Origin of the sequence: Pseudomonas gingeri (genome assembly GCF_013386115.1) — a bacterium.
Classification (GTDB): domain Bacteria; phylum Pseudomonadota; class Gammaproteobacteria; order Pseudomonadales; family Pseudomonadaceae; genus Aquipseudomonas; species Aquipseudomonas gingeri.
In genome coordinates this window covers 588,518-609,137 of the sequence record NZ_JACAOR010000002.1, presented here as the reverse complement: position 1 = coordinate 609,137, position 20,620 = coordinate 588,518, and the positions used below count along the sequence as shown (strand labels likewise).

The 20,620-nt window shown below is 64.1% G+C and carries 18 protein-coding genes; 10 read left to right on the top strand and 8 right to left on the bottom strand.

Translation table 11 applies throughout. The features are described 5' to 3' along the window. Nucleotides 1–32 precede the first annotated feature (32 nt). From dibA to HX881_RS07440, 6 genes are all read left to right on the top strand, one after another. Nucleotides 33–1,952: a phosphodiesterase DibA gene (dibA, locus tag HX881_RS07465; protein ID WP_017124747.1), complete on the top strand. Its 1,920-nt coding sequence runs from the start codon at nt 33–35 to the stop codon at nt 1,950–1,952. Between the two features lie 360 nt (nt 1,953–2,312). Beyond that, complete coding sequence (gene oscA, locus HX881_RS07460) at nt 2,313–2,495, top strand: sulfur starvation response protein OscA (RefSeq protein WP_007945260.1); 183 nt, start codon at nt 2,313–2,315, stop codon at nt 2,493–2,495. Nucleotides 2,496–2,653: 158 nt separating this feature from the next. Continuing rightward, nucleotides 2,654–3,664, top strand: a complete 1,011-nt coding sequence (locus HX881_RS07455) for a sulfate ABC transporter substrate-binding protein (RefSeq protein WP_017124746.1) — start codon at nt 2,654–2,656, stop codon at nt 3,662–3,664. An 82-nt stretch (nt 3,665–3,746) separates the two neighbouring features. Next, on the top strand, nt 3,747–4,565 hold the full coding sequence (cysT, locus tag HX881_RS07450) for a sulfate ABC transporter permease subunit CysT (protein ID WP_017124745.1): 819 nt from the start codon (nt 3,747–3,749) through the stop codon (nt 4,563–4,565). Between the two features lie 12 nt (nt 4,566–4,577). Next, nucleotides 4,578–5,450 carry a sulfate ABC transporter permease subunit CysW gene (gene cysW / locus HX881_RS07445; protein ID WP_177063531.1) on the top strand — a complete coding sequence of 291 codons (873 nt, stop codon included), beginning with the start codon at nt 4,578–4,580 and terminating at the stop codon, nt 5,448–5,450. Nucleotides 5,451–5,453: 3 nt separating this feature from the next. Then, nucleotides 5,454–6,443 carry a sulfate/molybdate ABC transporter ATP-binding protein gene (locus HX881_RS07440; protein ID WP_017124743.1) on the top strand — a complete coding sequence of 330 codons (990 nt, stop codon included), beginning with the start codon at nt 5,454–5,456 and terminating at the stop codon, nt 6,441–6,443. A gap of 170 nt (nt 6,444–6,613) precedes the next feature. Here HX881_RS07440 and HX881_RS07435 read toward each other — a convergent pair whose 3' ends face one another. Further along, nucleotides 6,614–7,138, bottom strand: a complete 525-nt coding sequence (locus HX881_RS07435; RefSeq protein WP_017124742.1) for an Mpo1 family 2-hydroxy fatty acid dioxygenase — start codon at nt 7,136–7,138, stop codon at nt 6,614–6,616. 86 nt (nt 7,139–7,224) lie between these two features. On the opposite strand from HX881_RS07435, the gene HX881_RS07430 reads away from it, so the two are divergent. Further along, nucleotides 7,225–7,911, top strand: coding sequence for a Crp/Fnr family transcriptional regulator (locus HX881_RS07430; protein WP_017124741.1), 687 nt, complete (start codon nt 7,225–7,227; stop codon nt 7,909–7,911). A gap of 43 nt (nt 7,912–7,954) precedes the next feature. Here the strand turns inward: HX881_RS07430 and HX881_RS07425 are convergent, their stop codons facing one another. Beyond that, nucleotides 7,955–8,959, bottom strand: coding sequence for an AraC family transcriptional regulator (locus HX881_RS07425; protein ID WP_017124740.1), 1,005 nt, complete (start codon nt 8,957–8,959; stop codon nt 7,955–7,957). Nucleotides 8,960–9,055: 96 nt separating this feature from the next. Here HX881_RS07425 and HX881_RS07420 point away from each other — a divergent pair, with 96 nt between their 5' ends. Beyond that, entirely contained in the window at nt 9,056–10,129 is a 1,074-nt protein-coding gene (locus HX881_RS07420) for a fatty acid desaturase (protein WP_177083737.1), read from the top strand. A 122-nt stretch (nt 10,130–10,251) separates the two neighbouring features. Here the strand turns inward: HX881_RS07420 and HX881_RS07415 are convergent, their stop codons facing one another. Genes HX881_RS07415 through HX881_RS07405 form a run of 3 tightly spaced genes read right to left on the bottom strand, consistent with a single transcriptional unit; the run spans nt 10,252 to nt 14,286 of the window. Further along, nucleotides 10,252–11,862 carry an arylsulfatase gene (locus HX881_RS07415; protein WP_177083735.1) on the bottom strand — a complete coding sequence of 537 codons (1,611 nt, stop codon included), beginning with the start codon at nt 11,860–11,862 and terminating at the stop codon, nt 10,252–10,254. A 13-nt stretch (nt 11,863–11,875) separates the two neighbouring features. After that, on the bottom strand, nt 11,876–12,691 hold the full coding sequence (locus tag HX881_RS07410) for an ABC transporter ATP-binding protein (protein WP_177083733.1): 816 nt from the start codon (nt 12,689–12,691) through the stop codon (nt 11,876–11,878). Continuing rightward, nucleotides 12,688–14,286: an ABC transporter permease gene (locus tag HX881_RS07405; RefSeq protein ID WP_103032480.1), complete on the bottom strand. Its 1,599-nt coding sequence runs from the start codon at nt 14,284–14,286 to the stop codon at nt 12,688–12,690. The genes HX881_RS07410 and HX881_RS07405 overlap by 4 nt, the downstream gene beginning before the upstream one ends. A gap of 323 nt (nt 14,287–14,609) precedes the next feature. On the opposite strand from HX881_RS07405, the gene HX881_RS07400 reads away from it, so the two are divergent. Next, entirely contained in the window at nt 14,610–15,635 is a 1,026-nt protein-coding gene (locus HX881_RS07400) for an ABC transporter substrate-binding protein (protein WP_177083731.1), read from the top strand. A 35-nt stretch (nt 15,636–15,670) separates the two neighbouring features. On the opposite strand, the gene HX881_RS07395 is transcribed toward HX881_RS07400, so the two are convergent. Beyond that, entirely contained in the window at nt 15,671–16,591 is a 921-nt protein-coding gene (locus HX881_RS07395; RefSeq protein ID WP_177083729.1) for a LysR family transcriptional regulator, read from the bottom strand. Nucleotides 16,592–16,774: 183 nt separating this feature from the next. Between HX881_RS07395 and HX881_RS07390 the strand changes: the two genes are divergently transcribed. Beyond that, nucleotides 16,775–17,680 carry a TauD/TfdA dioxygenase family protein gene (locus HX881_RS07390; protein ID WP_042934737.1) on the top strand — a complete coding sequence of 302 codons (906 nt, stop codon included), beginning with the start codon at nt 16,775–16,777 and terminating at the stop codon, nt 17,678–17,680. Between the two features lie 60 nt (nt 17,681–17,740). Here the strand turns inward: HX881_RS07390 and HX881_RS07385 are convergent, their stop codons facing one another. Beyond that, nucleotides 17,741–19,345, bottom strand: coding sequence for an alkaline phosphatase family protein (locus HX881_RS07385; RefSeq protein ID WP_177083727.1), 1,605 nt, complete (start codon nt 19,343–19,345; stop codon nt 17,741–17,743). Between the two features lie 210 nt (nt 19,346–19,555). Continuing rightward, nucleotides 19,556–20,503, bottom strand: a complete 948-nt coding sequence (locus HX881_RS07380) for a LysR family transcriptional regulator (protein WP_017124732.1) — start codon at nt 20,501–20,503, stop codon at nt 19,556–19,558. Nucleotides 20,504–20,620 lie beyond the last annotated feature (117 nt).

Sequence of the window (20,620 nt, the reverse complement as noted above, 5' to 3'; positions counted from 1 at the left end):
TTTGGCATTTCTAGAGGGAATTAGCATCGTTTATGGCAATTTCATACCGCAATGCTCTGAAGGCGGGCGTGTTGTACCTGCTGCTGTCGATCCTCTGGATCCAGCTCAGCCAACAGCTGTTGAGCAGTTTTTTCGATGAGCCCGAGCAATTGGCCCACTGGCAGATCATTCGCGGTTACCTGTGGGTCAGCGTCAGCGCGGTGCTGATTTTCCTGATCCATGCCCGTTACCAGCGTTTTGCCCATGCCGCCGCCGAGCGCGACTCCACGGCCGGCGACCGGGAACGCCTGCGCCAGGCCGCCGCGGTCTTCGACTGTACCCGCGAGGGCGTGCTGGTCACCGACAGGGACGGCCTGATCGTCCACGTCAACCGGGCGTTCGTCGCCATTACCGGTTACCAGGAAGCCGAGGTGCTGGGGGAGCGGCCGAACCTGTTCAAGTCCGGCCGGCATTCGGCGGACTTCTACCAGAAGGTCTACCAGGCGCTGGAAGGGAGTGGCGAGTGGAGCGGCGAGATCTGGAACCGGCGCAAGAGCGGCGAGATCTACCCGCAATGGCAGACGATCCGCGCGATCCGCGACGACCAGGGCCAGCTCAGCCACTATGTCGCGGTATTTTCCGATATCAGTGCGATCAAGGATTCCCAGTACGAATTGAGCCAGTTGGCGCACTACGACCCGCTGACCGGCCTGCCCAATCGCCTGCTGTTCTCCGACCGCGCCGCCCAGGCGCTGGCGTCGGCGCAGGTGCACAAGCGCGGCTGTGCCTTGCTGCTGATCGACCTCGACCATTTCAAGATCATCAATGACAGCCTGGGCCACAATATCGGCGACCAGTTGCTCAAGGCGGTGGGCGAGCGCCTGCAAGGCCTGTTCGGCGGCGGCATCACCCTGGCGCGGCTGGGCGGCGACGAATTCGCGGTACTGGCCGAGAACTGCCCGCAGGTGGTCCAGGCGGCGGCCCTGGCCCAGCGGGTGATCGAGGGCCTGAAGGAGCCGTTCCAGCTCGACGAGCACCAGCTGTTCATCAACGCCAGCATCGGCATCAGCCTGTTTCCCAGCGATGCGTTGAACGCCGAACAGTTGCTGCGCAATGCCGACTCGGCCCTGTTCAAGGCCAAGAGTGCCGGACGGGAAGGCTACGCCCTGTACACCGAGGAACTGACGGCCCACGCCCAGCACCGGGTGGAAATGGCCAGCGAGTTGCGTCGGGCCCTGGAACAGGACGAGCTGCGGGTCTATTACCAGCCGGTGCACGAGCTCGGCAGCAGCCGGCTGATCGGGGTCGAGGCCCTGGTGCGCTGGGAGCACCCGCAGCGCGGGCTGGTGTCGCCCGGTGAGTTCATTCCGATTGCCGAGCGCACCGGGCTGATCGCCGAGATCGATGCCTGGGTCATGGAGCAGGCCTGCCGGCAGATGTGCCAGTGGCTGCGCGAGGGGGTGGCGCTGTCGTTTATCGCGGTCAACGTTTCCAGCCGGCTGTTTGCCCGTCGCGAGCTGTACCAGCAGGTGGCGAAGGTGCTGGACGACACCGGCCTGGACCCGGCGCTGCTGGAGCTGGAAGTCACGGAAAGCGCGGTGATGGAGGACCCCGAGGTGGCGCTGGAGCAGTTGCATCGCCTGCGCGAGCTGGGGGTGAGCCTGGCGATCGACGATTTCGGCACCGGTTACTCTTCGTTGCTGCGGCTCAAGCGCCTGCCGGTGCAGAAACTCAAGATCGACCAGGGCTTTGTCGCCGGCTTGCCGTGGGACGAGGACGATGCGGCGATTGTCCGCGTGGTCATCGCCCTGGCGCAGAGCATGGGCATGCAGGTGCATGCCGAGGGCATCGAACAGCAGGAACAGGCGCGGTTCCTGCTCGACCAGGGTTGCGATCTCGGGCAGGGCTACTGGTTCGGTCGACCGATGCCGGCCAGGCAGCTGGATTGGCTGCGGGCGCCGGCAATCGCCTGACCGCTTGGGTGCTGCGTCGTCTGTCCGGACGTCATCGCCAGCAAGCCGGCTCCCACGGAGCAATGGTGTCTGCCACAAGTCCCGTGTGCGAGGCCACTTCCTGTAGGAGCCGGCAAGCCGGCTTCCACGGGGCAATGGTGTCTGCCACAGGTGCCGTGTGCGAGACCATTTCCGGTAGGAGCCGGCTTGCTGGCGATCCGACGCGCAGCGGCGGCCATTCCCGAATCCTCTGATAAAGTTTTGGTTATATTAAAATTCTTAAATAGTATTTTTAAGAATAACTTCGCCTGTCTAATATTGCCTCCACGCCATAAGCAGTCCCGCCACTGCCGGGGCAACCCTTATTTCAGGAGCACGACCATGAGCGCATCTCTGCGTAGCGTTGACGGCCAGGACGAAGCAACCATCCTGCGTGAGATCCAGAGCGCCTTGCGCGACCTGCGTTTTGGTGCGGTGGAAATCACCGTCCATAACGCTCAGGTGGTACAGATCGAACGCAAGGAAAAGTTCCGTCTGCAAAACCCCAGCAACAAACCCAGCTGAATCCCGCATCACCCTCTGAGTTCGTCAGAGGCCCGACTGGTCAACCGGAGGGCGTCATTCATGCCCCCCAGAAAAAACTGCAGCGTTCAAGCACGAATGCGGGCTTGAAGCGCCATAAGAAAAAGCCAACACACCAAAAAATTTTCGGGAGCTTCACCATGTCGTCGATTCGCCGTTACGCCCTGGCCGCGCTCGCCAGTGCCGTGTTTGCCGGTTCCGCTGTTGCCAAGGATTATGAACTGCTCAACGTGTCCTACGATCCGACCCGTGAGCTGTACCAGGACTACAACGCCGAGTTCACCAGCTTCTGGAAGCAGGCTCATCCCGGCGACAACGTGAAGATCCAGCAATCCCACGGTGGTTCCGGCAAGCAGGGCCGTGCCGTGATCGACGGCCTGCGTGCCGACGTGGTGACCCTGGCCCTGGCCGGCGACATCGACGAAATCGCCAAGCTCGGCAAGACCCTGCCCGAGGACTGGCAGAAGCGCCTGCCGGACGCCAGCACCCCCTACACCTCGACCATTGTGTTCCTGGTGCGCAAGGGTAATCCCAAGGGCATCAAGGACTGGAACGACCTGATCAAGAAAGACGTCTCGGTCATCACCCCGAATCCGAAAACCTCCGGCGGCGCCCGCTGGAACTTCCTCGCCGCCTGGGCCTACGGCCTGAAAGCCGGCGGCAGCGAAGCCAAGGCCCAGGAATACGTGAAAGAACTGTTCAAGCACGTGCCGATCCTCGACACCGGTGCTCGCGGCTCGACCATCACCTTCGTCAACAACGGTCAGGGCGACGTGTTGCTGGCCTGGGAAAACGAAGCATTCCTGGCCCTCAAGGAAGACGGCGGCGCCGACAAGTTCGATATCGTCGTGCCTTCCCTGTCGATCCTCGCCGAACCGCCGGTGGCCGTGGTCGACAAGAACGCCGAGAAGAAAGGCAATACCGAGATCGCCACCGAGTACCTCAAGCACCTGTACAGCCCGGCCGGCCAGGAAATCGCCGCGAAGAACTTCTACCGTCCACGTGACGAGAAGGTCGCCGCCAAGTACGAGAAGCAATTCCCGAAACTTGACCTGGTGACCATCGACAAGGACTTTGGCGGCTGGAAATCGGCGCAACCGAAATTCTTCAATGACGGTGGCGTGTTCGACCAGATCTACCAGGCCCAGTAACTGAAACGGTAACCTACAGTAAGCCAAGCTCGGAGCCCCGGATTTCATTCGGGGCTTTTGTGCGTCACAACCAAGGACTTTTATGTCACGTCGTATCTCCCCCGTCATACCCGGCTTCGGGCTGACGCTGGGCTACACCTTGGTGTACCTCAGCCTGATTGTGCTCATACCGCTGGCGGCGATGTTCGTGCACGCCGCCCAACTCACCTGGGAGCAGTTCTGGGCGATCATTTCGGCGCCCCGGGTGGTCGCGGCCCTGAAGCTGAGCTTCGGCACCGCGCTGTATGCGGCAATCATCAACGGCATTATCGGTACGTTGCTGGCCTGGGTGCTGGTGCGCTACACCTTCCCGGGACGCAAGATCATCGATGCGATGATCGACCTGCCGTTCGCCCTGCCCACCGCCGTCGCCGGCATCGCCCTGACCGCGCTGTACACGCCGACCGGCCTGGTCGGGCAGTTCGCCGCCGACCTGGGCTTCAAGATCGCCTACACCCCGCTGGGCATCACCCTGGCACTGACCTTCGTGACCCTGCCGTTCGTGGTTCGCACGGTGCAGCCGGTGCTCGCCGACATTCCCCGTGAAGTCGAGGAAGCCGCGGCCTGCCTGGGCGCCAAGCCCTTGCAGGTGTTCCGCCACATCCTCGTCCCGGCGCTGCTGCCCGCCTGGCTGACGGGCTTCGCCCTGGCCTTTGCCCGTGGCGTCGGCGAGTACGGCTCGGTGATCTTCATCGCCGGCAACATGCCGATGAAGACCGAGATCCTGCCGCTGCTGATCATGGTCAAGCTCGACCAGTACGACTACACCGGCGCGACCTCCATCGGCGTGATGATGCTGGTGGTTTCCTTTGTCCTGTTGCTGCTGATCAACTTGCTGCAGCGGCGTATCGAAACCCCATAAGGAGGCGCGAACATGTCCCAATCGTCCATAAGCGCCGCTTCCTCGGCCAACGCTGCCCGCCGCGGCAGTGCCGTCTCGCGACGGCTCCTGATCGGCCTCGGCTGGCTGATCTTCGCGCTGTTCCTGCTGTTGCCGCTGTTTATCGTGGTGTCCCAGGGCCTCAAGCTCGGCCTCGGCGCGTTCTTCACCGCGATCTTCGAGCCGGACGCCCTGTCGGCGCTGAAACTGACGGTGATCGCCGTGCTGATCTCGGTGCCGCTGAACCTGGTGTTCGGCGTCAGCGCGGCCTGGTGCGTGAGCAAGTACAGCTTTCGCGGAAAGAGCATGCTGGTCACGCTGATCGACCTGCCGTTCTCGGTCTCGCCGGTGATCGCCGGTCTCGTCTACGTGCTGATGTTCGGCGCCCAGGGCCTGTTCGGCCCGTGGCTGGCGGACCACGATATCCAGATCGTCTTCGCCTTGCCGGGCATCGTCCTGGCGACCATCTTCGTCACCGTGCCCTTCGTCGCCCGTGAACTGATCCCGCTGATGCAGGAGCAGGGCACCCAGGAAGAAGAGGCGGCGCGACTGCTGGGCGCCAACGGCTGGCAGATGTTCTGGCATGTCACCGTGCCGAACATCAAGTGGGGCCTGATCTACGGCGTGGTGCTCTGCACGGCGCGGGCGATGGGCGAGTTTGGCGCGGTGTCGGTGGTTTCCGGGCACATTCGCGGGGTGACCAACACCCTGCCGCTGCACGTCGAGATCCTCTACAACGAATACAACCACGTGGCCGCGTTCGCCGTGGCGAGCCTGTTGCTGATCCTGGCGCTCTTCATCCTGCTGCTCAAGCAGTGGAGCGAAAACCGAATCAACCGCCTGCGCGCCAGCGCCGCGGAGGAATAAGTCATGTCGATCGAAGTCCGTAATGTCAGCAAGAACTTCAACGCCTTCAAGGCACTGAACAGCATCAACCTGGACATCCAGAGCGGCGAGCTGGTGGCGTTGCTCGGCCCGTCCGGCTGCGGCAAGACCACCCTGCTGCGGATCATCGCCGGTCTGGAAACCCCGGATGACGGCAGCATCGTGTTCCACGGCGAAGACGTGTCCGGTCACGACGTGCGCGATCGCAACGTCGGTTTCGTGTTCCAGCACTACGCGCTGTTCCGCCATATGACCGTGTTCGACAACGTTGCCTTCGGCCTGCGCATGAAGCCGAAGAACCAGCGCCCGAGCGAAAGCCAGATCGCGACCAAGGTCCATGAACTGCTGAACATGGTGCAGCTGGACTGGCTGTCCGACCGTTATCCGGAACAGCTGTCCGGCGGCCAGCGCCAGCGTATTGCCCTGGCCCGGGCCCTGGCGGTGGAACCCAAGGTGCTGCTGCTGGACGAGCCGTTCGGGGCCCTGGATGCCAAGGTGCGCAAGGAGCTGCGGCGCTGGCTGGCGCGCCTGCATGAAGATATCAACCTGACCTCGGTGTTCGTGACCCACGACCAGGAAGAAGCGATGGAAGTCGCCGACCGCATCGTGGTGATGAACAAGGGCGTGATCGAGCAGATCGGCTCACCGGGCGAGGTCTACGAGAACCCGGCCAGCGATTTCGTCTACCACTTCCTCGGCGACTCCAACCGCCTGCACCTGGGGGAGGACAACCATGTGCTGTTCCGTCCCCACGAGGTGTCGTTGTCGCGTCACGAACTGGAAGACCACCATGCGGCCGAAGTGCGCGATATCCGTCCGTTGGGCGCGACCACCCGGGTGACGCTGAAGGTCGAAGGCCAGAGCGAACTGATCGAGGCTGAAGTGGTGAAGGACCACGACAGCTTGATCGGCCTGGCGCGGGGTGAGACGCTGTTCTTCAAACCCAAGGTCTGGCAGAAACTGGCCAATATCTGAAGCTGGCGGCGCTTGTGCTGGTCTGATTCGTCGGAATGCTGCCCAGACCAAGCCCGCTCCCACAGGTTCTCGTTCGTCCACAAGACTCAGGTACGACGCGGACAGTGTGGGAGCGGGCTTGCCCGCGAAGAGGCTGAAGAGGCCGAAGAAGCCTTTGCAGGCCCTCCCCCTCAAACGGCCGCCCGCTTCTCCCGCAACCGCACCACCCCCGCCCGCGCTTCGATCTCATGCTTGAGCGCCTTGCGCAGCCCCAGCAGGAACGCCAGTTCCGCCACCACGAACAGCGGTCCGACGATCAATCCGCTCAGGTCGTCGACAAACGCCGGCTTGCGCCCTTCGTAGTAATGCCCGACGAACTGGATCGCCCAGCCGAGCACGAACAGGCCGACGCCGCTGCTCAACCAGACCATCGTGCTTTGTGCGGCCAGTATCTGGCCTAGCCAAACGGATAGGCCGAGCAGCACCGTCATCAGCAGTCCGAGGGCCACTTCCAGGCGCAGGTAGAACCACGCCGAGACCACCGCCAAAAGTACCGCCGGGGTCAGCCAGAGCCCGGCCACCGGCCATCCTGGCCGTGACAGCAAGACGGCGACGGCGACCACGATCAGCGGAATCCCGATGAAGTGACTGGCGATATTGCGCGGATCACGGTGGTATGCCGCGTATTGACTGAGATGCTCGACGAGGTTTTTCATTGTTATTCCTCCTGTGGGGTGATGGGATCATGCCCCAACCGGAAAATTTGCACTGTCGGCTAGACGACAATCGTTTTGGAGATCTCATGGACGTATCTGCCTGGCGCTCGCGCCTGCTGACGGGCCACTGGTTCAGCAATCTGCCTGCACACTTGCAGGATAGCTTGCTGGCCGCGGCCAAGGGGCGGCGCCTGACGCCGGGTCAGCGCCTGTTCAAGCGCGGCGATCCGCCGTGCGGCCTGTATGCGGTTCTCGAAGGTTCGGTACGGGTTGGTGCCGTCAGCGAAAAAGGCAAGGAAGCGCTGCTCAGCCTGATCGAACTGCCGTACTGGTTCGGCGAGATTTCCCTGTTCGACGGCCTGCCCCGGACCCACGATGCCTATGCCGTTGGCCATACGATTCTTCTGCAAGTGCCGCAGAGTGTCCTGCTGGAACTGTTGGAAGAGCACCCGGAATACTGGCGGCAGTTCGCGTTGCTGATGAGCCAGAAGCTGCGCCTGACCTTTATCGGCCTGGAGCAGTTGAGCCTGATGCCGGCCCCGGCGCGCCTGGCGCATCGGCTGTTGCAGATCGCCGAAGGCTACGGCGAACTCAATCACTCGCGACAACTGATCCCGCTGGCCCAGGACCAGCTGGCGTCGATGCTGTCGCTATCACGCCAGACCACCAACCAGATTCTCCAGGGCCTGCAGGACGAGGGCATCGTCCACCTCAACTACGGGGAAATCGAGATTCTCGACCTGGAACGCCTGCGGGCGGCGGCCAGCAACTGACTGGCTCCTACAGTGTCCCGTGTGTTCGTTCTTTCAGGGGCCTTCAGCGCAGGCCGTCGCGGAACTGCCCCGGGGTGATGCCGGTCCAGCGCTTGAACGCCCGGCTGAAGCTGCTGGTGTCGGCAAAACCGAGCAGGTAGCTGACTTCGCTCAATGAGCACTGTGGGTCGCGCAGGTGCAGCAGCGCCAGGTTTTCCCGGCATTCGTTGAGCAGCGTGTCGTAGCGGCAACCCTCGTCGGCCAGGTGCCGTTGCAGGCTGCGCAGGCTCAGGTGCAGGGCCTGGGCGATGCGTTCGGCCGACGGTTCGCCTTCCGGCAACTGCGCCTCGATGGCCTGGCGTACCTTGCGCTCCCAGGTCAGCGGCTTGAGTTGTGCCAGGGTGCGATTGAGCACCGCTTCGTTGTGCTCGGCCAGTTCCGGGTTGGCGTCGTCCAGATGGCTGTCGAAGTCGGCGCAGGCGAACTCCAGGCGATCTTCCGCGGCGGCGAAGAACACCGGCGCGCGGAACACCGTGTGCCAGGGTTTCGGATCGGCCGGCTCGGGCCGCCGCAAGTACACCGCCAGCGGCGCGTATTCGCGGCCCAGGCGGTTGCGGCAGGTGCGCACGTAGATCGCGGCGAAGGCGTCGATGGCCTCTGGCGCCGGTGCCGGGCTGTCCTTGGGCACCTGCAGGCGAAAACGGTAGCGCTCGCCCTCGCGGCTCAGTTCCAGCTCAAGGGCATCGCTGACCACCTGGTGATAGCGCACGATCCGTTCGAACACCTCGCGCAGGCTGCCACTGGCGACCAGGGCATAACCGAGGGCGTGGAAGGTGGTCGGGCTGACGAAACGCGAGACCCGCAGGCCGATCGCCGGGTCGCCGCTGGCCGTCACCGCCAGCTGCCACAGGCGCGTGGTGGCCGACAACGGGTAGCGGGCGTTGGGATCGTCCATCAACTGCGGGTCGAGCCCGGCCTCGCGGCACAGGGCGGCGCTGTCGAGGCCGAGGGCGTCGAGCTGCTTGCGCAGGGCGCGGGTCCAGCTGGAAAGCGAAGTCGGTTCGGGCATGTTGGCGCATCCGGTCAACAGGTTGGCGTTCGCGGCTACTACGTTGGGCGACGGCGCGGCGCAGGATGCGAACATCAATAACCAGAGGATGGAATCATGGACGGTGTTTGCGCAAGTCCCGAGCGCCTGAATGCACAACAACGCAGCGCGCATATTCGTGAAGTGGTCATGGCCCGGGGCGTCGAACTGCGCCGGCGCTACCCGCTGCTGAACCACCAGGACGCCCTTGGCGCGGGCATCCTGGCCTTTGCCCTGGCCGGCATGGTCGGCTCGGCGGCGCTCTACATTGAGGGTTACCTGGCCTGGTGGGCATGTCTGTTGCTGAACGCGTTCCTGGCCTCACTGACCCACGAGCTGGAGCACGACCTGATCCACAGCATGTACTTCCGCAAGCAGCGGCTGCCCCACAACCTGATGCTGGCGCTGGTCTGGCTGGCGCGGCCGAGCACCATCAACCCGTGGGTCCGCCGGCACCTGCACCTCAACCACCACAAGGTGTCCGGCACCGAGGCCGACATGGAAGAGCGGGCGATCACCAATGGCGAACCCTGGGGCCTGGCGCGGCTGCTGATGGTGGGCGACAACATGATGTCGGCGCTGATCCGCATGTCCCGGGCGAAGACCTGGGCCCATCGGCGCAGCATTCTCAAGCGGGTGTTCCTGGTCTATGCACCACTGGCCTTGCTGCACTGGGGGGCCTGGTATGTATTCCTCGGCTTCCACGGCGCCAATGGCCTCGCCGGCCTGCTGGGCGCGTCGATCGACTGGTCGGCCGATACCCTGGCGGTGATGCGGGTGATCGATATCGCGGTGGTGGTGCTGATCGGGCCGAACGTATTGCGCACCTTCTGCCTGCATTTCATCAGCTCGAACATGCACTACTACGGTGACGTCGAGCCGGGCAACGTGATCCAGCAGACCCAGGTGCTCAATCCCTGGTGGCTGTGGCCGTTGCAGGCGTTCTGCTTCAATTTCGGCAGCACCCACGGGATTCATCATTTCGTGGTCAAGGAGCCCTTCTATATCCGCCAGATGACCGCGCCGGTGGCGCACAGGGTGATGGCCGAGATGGGCGTGCGCTTCAACGATTTCGGCACGTTCGGCCGGGCGAACCGGTTTGCCGCGCAGGAACGGCGGAGCCCGCAGGCGGCGCGTACGGCACAGGGGTAGGCGGAAATGCAGCCCGTGATGCTCTGCGCCACAAAAAGCGGACGCAGAGCGTCCAGTGAGGCGTTCCCACGCGGAGCGTGGGAACGATCATCGGGCGGGCTCCTGGAGGTTTCGCTCTTGTCTCAATCCGGCTGGAACGGCGAAGCACTGAGGATCACCCCGGTTTCCTCGACATAGCGCTGCCAATGCCCGACCAGGGCGTCAAGCTTGTCCGGCAGGGCCTGGGCCAGGTCATGAATTTCCCCGGGGTCGACGCTCAGGTCATACAGTTGCCAGGTCGCCGGCCCCACGGGGCCGGGGATATACACCGCCTTCCAGTGTCCCTGGCGAATCGCCCGCCGGCCGAACAGCTCCCAGCCGGTGACCGTGTGTTCGTCATGCACCTGCGCCGTCTCGCCCGAGAGGAAGCCCAGCCACGACTTGCCGCGCAACGGCGCCACGTCCTTGCCGCGCCAGCGCTTGCCCGGATGGCGCACGCCGGCCAGGTCGAGAATGGTCGGGGTGATATCCATCACCGTCGAAAAGCCATGGCTGATCTGCCCCGGCCGGGTCAGCGCCGGATAGTGCAGCAGCGCCGGCACGCGGATCCCGCCTTCGGTGGTGAAGGCCTTGAACAGCCGGGACGGCGCCGTCGCCGCCTGGGCCCAGGCCGGGCCGTACCAGACGTAGGAATTGGCCCGGCCGATATTCGCCAGGCTGTTGTCGTAGTGCTGGTTCAGGTAGCTCAGCAGTTCCGGGCCGAACTTGGGAAAGGCCTCCAGCAGCGCACCCTCGGCGCCGTTATCGGACATGAACAGGATAAAGGTGTTGTCCAGCAGGCCCTGGTTGCGCAGGTAATTCACCACCCGGCCGATATTCCAGTCCATCCGCTCGACCATCGCCGCATAGACCTCCATGGCCCGTGCGGACACCTGGCGCTGTTCCTCGCTCAGGGCCGCCCATTCGGTGTTCAGGCCCAGCAGCGGATGCGGCTCCACCTCCGTGTCGATCAGTCCCAGTTGCCTGAGCTTTTCCAGGCGTTCCAGGCGCAGCACCTCCGGCCCGGCGTCATAGCGGCCCTTGTACCGGGCGACCACTTCGGCCGGTGCCTGCAACGGCCAGTGCGGCGCGGAAAACGGCAGGTAGGCGAAGAACGGCCGGGTCTGGTCGCGCTCCTTGAGGTATTGCAGCAGCTTGTCGCCAAAGGCATCGGAGGAATAGAAGTCCTCTGGCAGTTGCTCGACGAAACGGTCGTCCTCGATGTACAGCGCCGGAGTCGACTTGAGCAGTCCCGGCGTGCGGTCGTCGTAGCTCGGCTCGAAGCCGTAATGGTTGGCGGCGCCGGGCAACAGCGAGAAAGAACGCTCGAAACCACGGGCATGGGGCGCCAGCTCGGCGGTCAGGCCCAGGTGCCATTTGCCGCTCATCAGGGTCTGGTAGCCGGCGTCGCGCAGCAGTTCGGGCAAGGCCACCACGCGGTCGTTGAGATAGCCCTCGTAGCCCGGCTTGCCGATCAGCTCCGGGGTCAGCGCCTCGGCCATGGTGCCGATCCCGGCGATATGGTGATCGGTGCCGGTCAGCAGCATCGAACGGGTCGGCGAACAGGTCGGCGCGGTGTGAAAATCGGTCAGACGCAGGCCGCCATGGGCCAGTGCGTCGAGGTTCGGCGTGGCGATCTCGCCGCCGAAGGCACCGATATCGGAGAAGCCGAGGTCGTCGGCCAGGATCACCAGGAAATTCGGGCGTTGCGCCATGTCGGGGTTCCTCTCAGCAGGCAATGAAGGTCAGGGGCAGGTCGCGTATCTGCTCGGGAGCCGGCGGCTGGTAGTGGCCGTCGCTGGTGAGCTCGTGGAGCAGTTCCTCGCGCAACTGGTGAAAGTCGAAGCTGCTGCGCTGGCGCGGATGGGGCAGGGCGACTTCGACCACCTGCTTGATCCGTCCAGGACGCGGTTCCATCACCACCACCCGGTCGGCCAGGAAAATCGCTTCCTCGACATCGTGGGTGACCAGCAGCGTGGTGATTTTCGCCCGGGCACGGATGGCCAGCAGCTCGTCCTGCATCTGCTGGCGGGTCAGGGCGTCGAGGGCACCGAAAGGTTCGTCCAGCAGCAGGATGCGCGGGCTGGCGACCAGGCCGCGGGCAATCGCCACGCGCTGGGCCATGCCGCCGGAGAGCTGGTGCGGATAGGCGCGGGTGAAATCGCCGAGCCCCACCAGCTGGATGAAATCGTCGATGCGGCGTTGGCGCTCGGCGCTGCCCAGCGGCTCGTTGACCAGGCCCAGGCCGATGTTTTCCGCGACCGTCAGCCAGGGAAACAGCCGGTGTTCCTGGAACACGATGCCGCGTTCGCTGCCGATGCCCGCGATTGCCTGGCCGTCGACGCGGATCTCGCCGCGAAAGGCCGTGTCCAGGCCGATCAGCAGGCGCAGCAAGGTGGATTTGCCGCAACCGCTGGAGCCGACGATGGCGACGAATTCGCCTTCGGCGATATCCAGGCTGAATTCATCGATGGCCTGCAGTTCGGCGCCGTCGACGTCGAAGGATTTGCCGACCTGGTTGAAGCTGACAATCGGTGCGTTCATGCGTGTCTCCAGCGGGTGGCGCGGCTTTCGAGGCGTTGGCCGAGCAGGTTGATCAGGGCGCCGGTGAGACCGACCAGGAGCATGCCGGCCATGATCACGTCCATGCGCAGCAGCTGTTGGGCACCGATCATCACCGCGCCGATACCGCCGTTGGACGGCATGAAGTATTCGGCGCCGAGGGTGCCGAGCCAGGCGTAGATCAGGCTCAGGCGCAGCCCGGCGAAAATCCCCGGGGCGGCACCGGGCAACACCAGCTTGCGCAGGCGCTGCCAGAGGTTCAGGCGCAGGACCCGGGCGGCTTCGGTCAGTTGCGGCGACAGGTTGGCGACGCTGCGCTGTGTGGCGATAAACAACGGGAAGAAGGCGGCCAGGGCGACGAACACCGCCTTGGCCAGTTCGCCCAGGCCGAACCAGGCGGTGAGCAGCGGCACCCAGGCGAAAATCGCGATCTGGCGCAGGGCCGACAGGCTCGGGCCGAGCAGGCGCTCGCCGGTTTTCGACAGGCCCAGCAGCAAGCCGAGGCCAAAGCCCAGGGACCCGCCGAGGAGCAGGCCGGCCAGGGTGCGTTTCAGGCTCAGGCCCAGGCTGGCGGGCAGGCTGTTGTCGAGTATCCCGCTCCAGAGGCTGTGCAGCACCGCCAAGGGGCTGACCAGGATGTTCGCGTCGATCCACTGCTGGTCGCTCGCACCTTGCCAGAGCACCAGCAGCATCAGCGGCAGTGCCCAGGGTTGCAGGCGTTGCCAGCCCTGATACCGCGGGCCACGGGGAATCTGGGCGGTGGCCGGGTGCGGCCAGTGCACCAGGCGCCGGTCGAGCAGGGCGATGCCCCGGTCCATCAGCACGCCGAGCACACCGATGACCAGGATGCAGACAAAGACGATATCCAGCATGAACAGTTGCCGGGCATAGACCATCAGGTAGCCGATACCCTCGCTGGAGGCCAGCAGTTCCACGGCTAGCAACGAGGTCCAGCCGGCGGCCAGCGCCAGGCGCAGGCCGGCCATGAACGCCGGCAGCGCGGCGGGCAGGATCAGCCGGCGGACCAGCAGGTACGGCGGCAGGCGCAGGACCGCCGCGGCCTCGCGCAGCCTCGGCTGGGCATCGCGTACACCGACCAGGGTATGCAGGGTCACCGGCACCACCACGGCCTTGATCAGCACCACCAGCTTGAGCATTTCGCCGATGCCGAAAAACACCATGAACAGCGGAATCCAGGCCAGGGTCGGGATCTGCGCGAGGGCGCTGAAGGTGGGGAACACCCAGCGCTCGGCGCGCCGGCTGAACCCCAGCAAGCCACCCAGCAGGGCGCCGATACCGACCCCGGCGAGCAGACCGCGCAGCAGGCGCTGCAGGCTGATCCACAGGTGGCTCCACAATTCGCCGCCGGCCAGGTCCAGGGCGCTTTGCCAGACCAGCGACGGCGGCGGCAGGATCTGCTCGCTCATCCACCGCTCACGGCTGGCGATCCACCACAGGGCCGCCAGCGTCAGGGGCAGCAGCCAGGGCAATGCCCGCGGGCCGAGGCTCGGCCATGACCGCCGGTGTCCGGCGGGCGGGAGTGTCAGCGGCAGACTGAGGAGAGAAACACGGGCCATGGCAGACCTCCGTTGTCGGTGTTCCGGGCGATGCACGGCGCTGATTTGAATAAGCTCGTTTGTATATGCTTATTGGCTCTATAAAAAATCTTATCGATTCTATTGGGAGATAAGAAAAAAGCCATTTAAGGCCCGTACAAGGCAAGCATCCAATGCATTCGAAGAATATTTTCGATGCACTGCATGCATGGCGCGGTGGGAGCGGTGTTTCAGTGCTTATATTCTTTAAAGTTACTAAAATGTGAATTATTAGTATTTTATTGTTGATCAGGGCTGTGCCTACCTTCAGCGCCTCGAAGCCTGTCGCAAAGGAGCACCACCCCATGAAAACCCTGTTCAAAGGCGGCGTCGTCCGCCTGTTCGCCACCACCGCCCTGGCTGGCGTGCTGGGCTACCTGCCGCTCTCGGCCGAGGCGGCCGAGCTCAAGGAAATCCGCATTGCCGTGCCCGACCTGAGCGCCGGCACCGAACACAGCGGCGGCGGTGTGGTGGATGTGCTGCGCAGCCGGCAGATCTACGAAAAGGCCTTTGCCGACCAGGGCATCAAGGTGCAGTGGAATTTCTTCAAGGGCGCCGGCCCGGTGATCAATGAAGCCTTCGCCAACGGTCAGGTGGACTTCGCCTACCTGGGCGACCTGGCGGCGATCATCGGCAAGTCGAACGGGCTGGATACGCGGTTGCTGAGTGCCTCGGCGCGAGGGGTCAAGCAGTACCTGGGCGTGGTGCCCGGCTCGGGGATCAAGACCCTGGAGGACCTCAAGGGCAAGCGCGTGGCGGTATTCCGTGGCACCGCCAGCCAGCTTTCCTTCGATGCCGCGCTGGCCAGCCAGGGCTTGAGCGAGAAGGACTTCAAGGTCATCAACCTGGATTTCAGCGCGGCGGTGGCGGCCTTGGCGGCGAAGCAGATCGATGCGTCGTGGGGCAGTTCGAACCTGACGGCATTGCAGGCCAAGGGCCTGGCTGAGTTGCCGGTGAACACCAAGGCGCTGGGCGGGGCCGGCAGCATCCAGAGCGTGCTGGTGGGTTCCGGGGCCTTTGTCGATGCCCACCCGGATGTGGTCGACAAGTTGCTCAAGGCCCAGCAGCAAGCCGTGGAATGGCTGACCGAGGATGGCAACAAGGATGCCTATGTCCAACTGGTCTCGGGACTGGCCAGTTATCCACCGGTGATTCTCCAGCAGGACCTGAAGGACGAGAAACTCAGCGAGATTTTCCCTTCGCAACTGGACCCGGTGTTCCTTGGCAAACTGCAGGATTCGGTGGATCTGGCGGTCCAGCAGAAGCTGATCCGCAAGCCGTTCAAGGTGACCGACTGGGTGGCACCGAACCTGGCGGCGGCAGGGTTGTGATCGGTCGCGCCTGAGGGCTTGCCCGCGAAGAGGTCCTAAACGGCGACGCGATCTTCCTGGCTGTCCACCGCCACCAGCGTCTCGATCATCGCCCGCGCCGCCGGCGACAGCCGGAAGCCGGTGCGGCTGACGATCCCGCAGCGGGCGTTCATGCTCTCGATGTTCTGCGGCAGGTTGCGCCAGTGCAGCAGCACCAGCGTGCCCTGGGCCACATCTTCGACGAACGCCTCATGGGTGCCGACGCCGATCGCATTGGACTGGCGGACGATCTTCACCAGCGCCGGGAAATGCTCGGTCTCGATATTCGGCGAAAAATCCGTGCGCCCGCTGAGGTTCGCCAGCAGCTTGCGGATGCCCGGCGGGATCAGCGTGGTCGCCAGCGGATAGTCGAACATATCGTTGGTCGACAGGCTTTCCTTGGCCAGCAACGGATGCCCGGGGCGGCAGAAGAATACGCCGCGCCTGGGCGTCAGTGCCTGGGTCTGGAAGTTCGGGTCGGCCTCGAAATGGCGGATGTCGGCGATAAAGAATTCGATCTCCTCGCGGCTCAGGCTGCGACTGAGCTTTTCCCAGTTATCCACCTGGAACCGGGTGCGCACTTTCGGGTGGGCGTTGATAAATCGCGCCACCGCTTCCGGCACCAGTTTCACCGCCGGCGCGGGGCCGCAACCGAAGCGCAGTTCGCCGGCGTCGAGCTTGGTCATCTGGGTCACTTCAGCACTCAGCAGCGCCGCGCCCTGGACCAGGGTCAGGGCATGTTGCAACACCACCTGGCCTTCGGGCGTCGGGCGCAGGTCCTTGTTGCCGCGGTCCACCAGCACACAGCCGAACTCCTGTTCCAGCCCCTGGATACTGCGGCTGAAGGCTGGCTGGGTGATGCCCATGGCGTCTGCCGCGCGGACAAAACTGCGGTGTTCGTTGAGGGCGATGAAATAGCGCAGTTGGCGAAGATCCATATGCTTTCCCGGCATCCGAAAAATAGCTCGAAGGCATTTGCGACGAGTGAGGCTTGAGGTTTTAAATGCAAGCTCTTATTCCGTCAACGAAGCATGTGAATATCTATTAGATCTAAATTGAATATAGATAGAGCGTTGTTTCGCTGCGGCTCAAACCGTAAGCAGTCCGACGAGGGTTCACCCATGAGCAATGCCGCACTTGCTGTAAAACCCGCTGTGCACACCCTGGAGATCCATCCGGTGGCCGGTCGTATCGGCGCCGAGATCCGCGGCGTAGAGCTTTCCGGCGCCCTGGAGGCGGACGTCATCGAGGCGATCCAGCAGGCACTGGTGCAGTACAAGGTGATTTTCTTCCGCGGCCAGACCCACCTCGATGACCAGAGTCAGGAGGCCTTTTCGCACTTGCTCGGCGAGCCGGTGGCGCATCCGACGGTGCCGGTGCGCGACGGCACGCGTTACCTGCTGGAGCTGGACGGCGCGCAGGGCCAGCGGGCCAACTCCTGGCACACCGACGTGACCTTCGTCGACGCCTATCCTAAGGCCTCGATCCTGCGTTCGGTGCTGGCGCCGACCTCCGGTGGCGACACCGTCTGGGCGAATACGGCGGCGGCCTACGAGGAGTTGCCGGCGGAACTGCGCGAGCTGGCGGACAAGCTCTGGGCGGTGCACAGCAACGAATACGACTACGCCGGCTCGCGGCCGAATGTCTCGGCGGAAAAGCTCGAGCGCTACCGCCAGGTCTTCACCTCGACGGTGTACGAGACCGAGCATCCGGTGGTGCGGGTGCATCCCATCAGCGGCGAGAGGAGCCTGTTGCTGGGGCACTTCGTCAAGCGCATCAAGGGCTATTCGCTGGCGGATTCGGCGCACCTGTTCAACCTGTTGCAGAGCCATGTGACCCGCCTGGAAAACACTGTGCGCTGGCGCTGGCAGAGCGGCGATGTGGCGATCTGGGATAACCGTTCGACCCAGCATTACGCGGTGGACGACTATGGCACCCAGGAACGGATCGTGCGGCGGGTGACGCTCAGGGGCGAAGTGCCGGTGGGTGTGCATGGGCAGCGCAGCCAGACGCTCAAGGGGGCTTGAGTATCGCGGTGACAGGACCGCCGCCTTCGCGGGCTTGCCCGCGAAGAGGCCCTGGAGGTTTTACCAGACGCCGATCTGCACCACCTTTTCCGCTTCCGGTTCGCCATACCGAAAGCGCTGGCCGCGCAGGTCGATCTCCTCGTGGCTGATGGTGGTCCGGCGCTTCAGGCCGCGCAGCCAGTCGAGCAGATAGCCCAGGTGCTCTTCACGCACCGTCGCGAATGCCGGATCGGCCCCCAGGTCGCGCAGTTCCTGGGGGTCTTCCTGGAGGTCGAACAACTGCGGTCGGAAGCCGTCATACGCCAGGTATTTCCAGCGCTCGCTGCGCACCATGGTCATCCGGCAACGATCGATCGCCTGCCCCAGGCGTTCCCGCGCCGGGGCCTGGAACGCGTAGTCGTATTCGGCGATGGCATAGCGGCGCCAGTGCGGTTGTCCGCCATGCAGCAACGGCACCAGCGAACGGCCTTCCAGCCGGTGTTCCGCCGTCGGTAGGCCCAGCGCGTCGAGAAAGGTCGGCAGCGCGTCGATCGTTTCCACCAGGCGTGCATCCACCGTGCCGCGCGTGCTGTCCGCCGCTGTCCGTGGGTCGCGCACGATCAGTGGCACGCCGACCGCCGGCTCCAGCAGGAACTCCTTTTCCCCGAGAAAATGATCGCCGAGAAAATCGCCGTGATCGCTGGTGAACACGATCAGCGTGTCATCCCAGCGGCCGCTGCTTTCGAGCACGTCGAACAGTCGCCCGAGCTGGTCATCCACCTGTCTGATCAGGCCCATGTAGGTCGGCACCACATTCAACCGCACTTCGTCCCGGGAGAAATTCAGGCTTTCCTCGTGCTGGCGGAAAGCGTTGTAGACCGGGTGATCACTGGCCTCGCCCGGCTCGGCACGCACCGCCGGCACCACCTGCTCGCGCCCGTACAGGGCGTGATAGGGCGCAGGGGCGAGGTAGGGCCAATGCGGCTTGATATACGACAGGTGCAGGCACCACGGCTGTTCGCCCTGCTGGTTGATGAAGTCGATGGCGCGGTCGGTGGTATACACCGTCTCCGAGTGCTGCTGCGGGATCCGTGCGGGCAGATGGGCGTGGCGCATTTTCCAGCCGCTGAGGATTTCGCCGTCGCTGCCTTCGGCGGCGTTGGCCCAGTCATGCCAGGGGTTGCTGCCGCCATAACCGAGGTCGCGCAGGTAGTGGGTGTAGGGGGCCGACTCGCGCTTGTCGGCGAACAGCGGGCTGTCAGGGTAGATGCCGTCGTGACGCATCCAGGCTTCGAAGCCGACTTCGTTCAGCGGCTCGGCCCGGGCGCTGTCGGGGTCGATGGCCAGCCGCTGCAGGGCGTCGAGATTGGGCGTGGCGTGGGTCTTGCCGACCAGGGCGGTGCGGATGCCGTGGGGGCGCAGGTAGTCGCCGATGGTCAGCTCTTCCAGGGGCAGCGGCACGGCGTTCCAGGCCACCTGGTGGCTGCTAACATAGCGTCCGGTATAGGCCGACATCCGCGACGGTCCGCAGATGGTGCCCTGGGTATAGGCGCGGCTGAAGCGCACGCCGGCGGCGGCCAGGCGGTCGATGTTCGGCGTCTGCAGATGGGGGTGGCCGTAGCAGGACAGGTAGTCGCGACGCAGTTGGTCGCACATGATGTAGAGCACGTTGCGCACGTGGGGCATGGGAGTTCACCGCAGAGGAAGACAGGTGAAGGATTTCGCGTTGCGGCGCGGCTTTCGGCAAGCGCATTTGGCGACTGTTTCCGATGCATGCCGTGCATGGGAGGCGGTTTGCGGTGGTCTTCCGGGCATCTTCGCGGGCAAGCCCGCTCCCACGAAGGGGGCGAGCCCCGCGGGCATTGTGGGTGCGGGCTTGCCCGCGAAGGGGTGGGTTCAGACAGCAACCTGCTCCAGGTTGCACACCTCATCCGCTTCCAGAGCATCTTCGCTCCTGATCTGCTCGATCATCGCTTCGGCCAGCGGCGATAAACGATACCCGGCCCGGCTGACGATGCCGTAGCGGGTGTACAGCTCCTCCAGGTCATCCGCCAGCCCGTCGATCTTCAGTCGCACGAGATCGCCCCGGGCGTATTCCCAGGCATCGCTGTTCTCCCCGCAGATGCCGATGGCATCCGAACGCAACACCACGCCCAGCAGGCTGAACGCGCTTTCGCACTCCACCTGCGGGGTGAAATCCGGGCGACCGCTGAGATCGACGATCACCTTGCGCAGGTTCGGTGGGCGAATCGTCGAGGCCAGCGGATAACTCAGCAACTGCTCGGCCGTGACACTCGCCTGCGCCGCCAGCGGATGCCCGGCCCGACAGCAGAAATGCCATCTGCGCGGGCGCAGGCGCTGGGTCAGGTAATCCGGGTTGGCCTCGAAGCTGCGGGTGTCGGCGACAAAGAATTCGAACTCCTCGTTCAGCAGGCGCTTGCTCAGGCTCTGCCAGTCATCCACCTGGAACTGTACCCGGGCTTTCGGGTAGCGCCCGATGAAATGGCCGATGGCGCGGGGGATCAGTCCCGAGGCCGGGGCCGGCCCGCAACCGAAACGCAACTCCCCGGCCTCCAGGCCGTTGAACTGGCTGATTTCATTGGCCAGTTGCTGGGCCCCGCTGACCAGTCGCCGGGCATGTTCGAGCAATACCTGGCCCTGTTTGGTCGGGGCCAGGTCCTTGCGTCCGCGATCCACCAACTGACAGCCGGCACTGTGTTCCAGGGCCTGGATGCTGCGGCTGAACGCCGACTGCGACAGGTTCACCGCGAGGGCGGCGGCGACAAAACTGCGCTGCTCGGCGAGGGCGATGAAGTGGCGGAGTTGGCGCAGATCGATATGCATTTTTCACATAAAAAATATCGGGGAAATGCATTGGCTATGCATTAGGTCAACTCCTTATAAAGGCAATCTCTTATGCAGTAAATCTTTGTAAAAACATAAATAAATAACTTTAAAGAA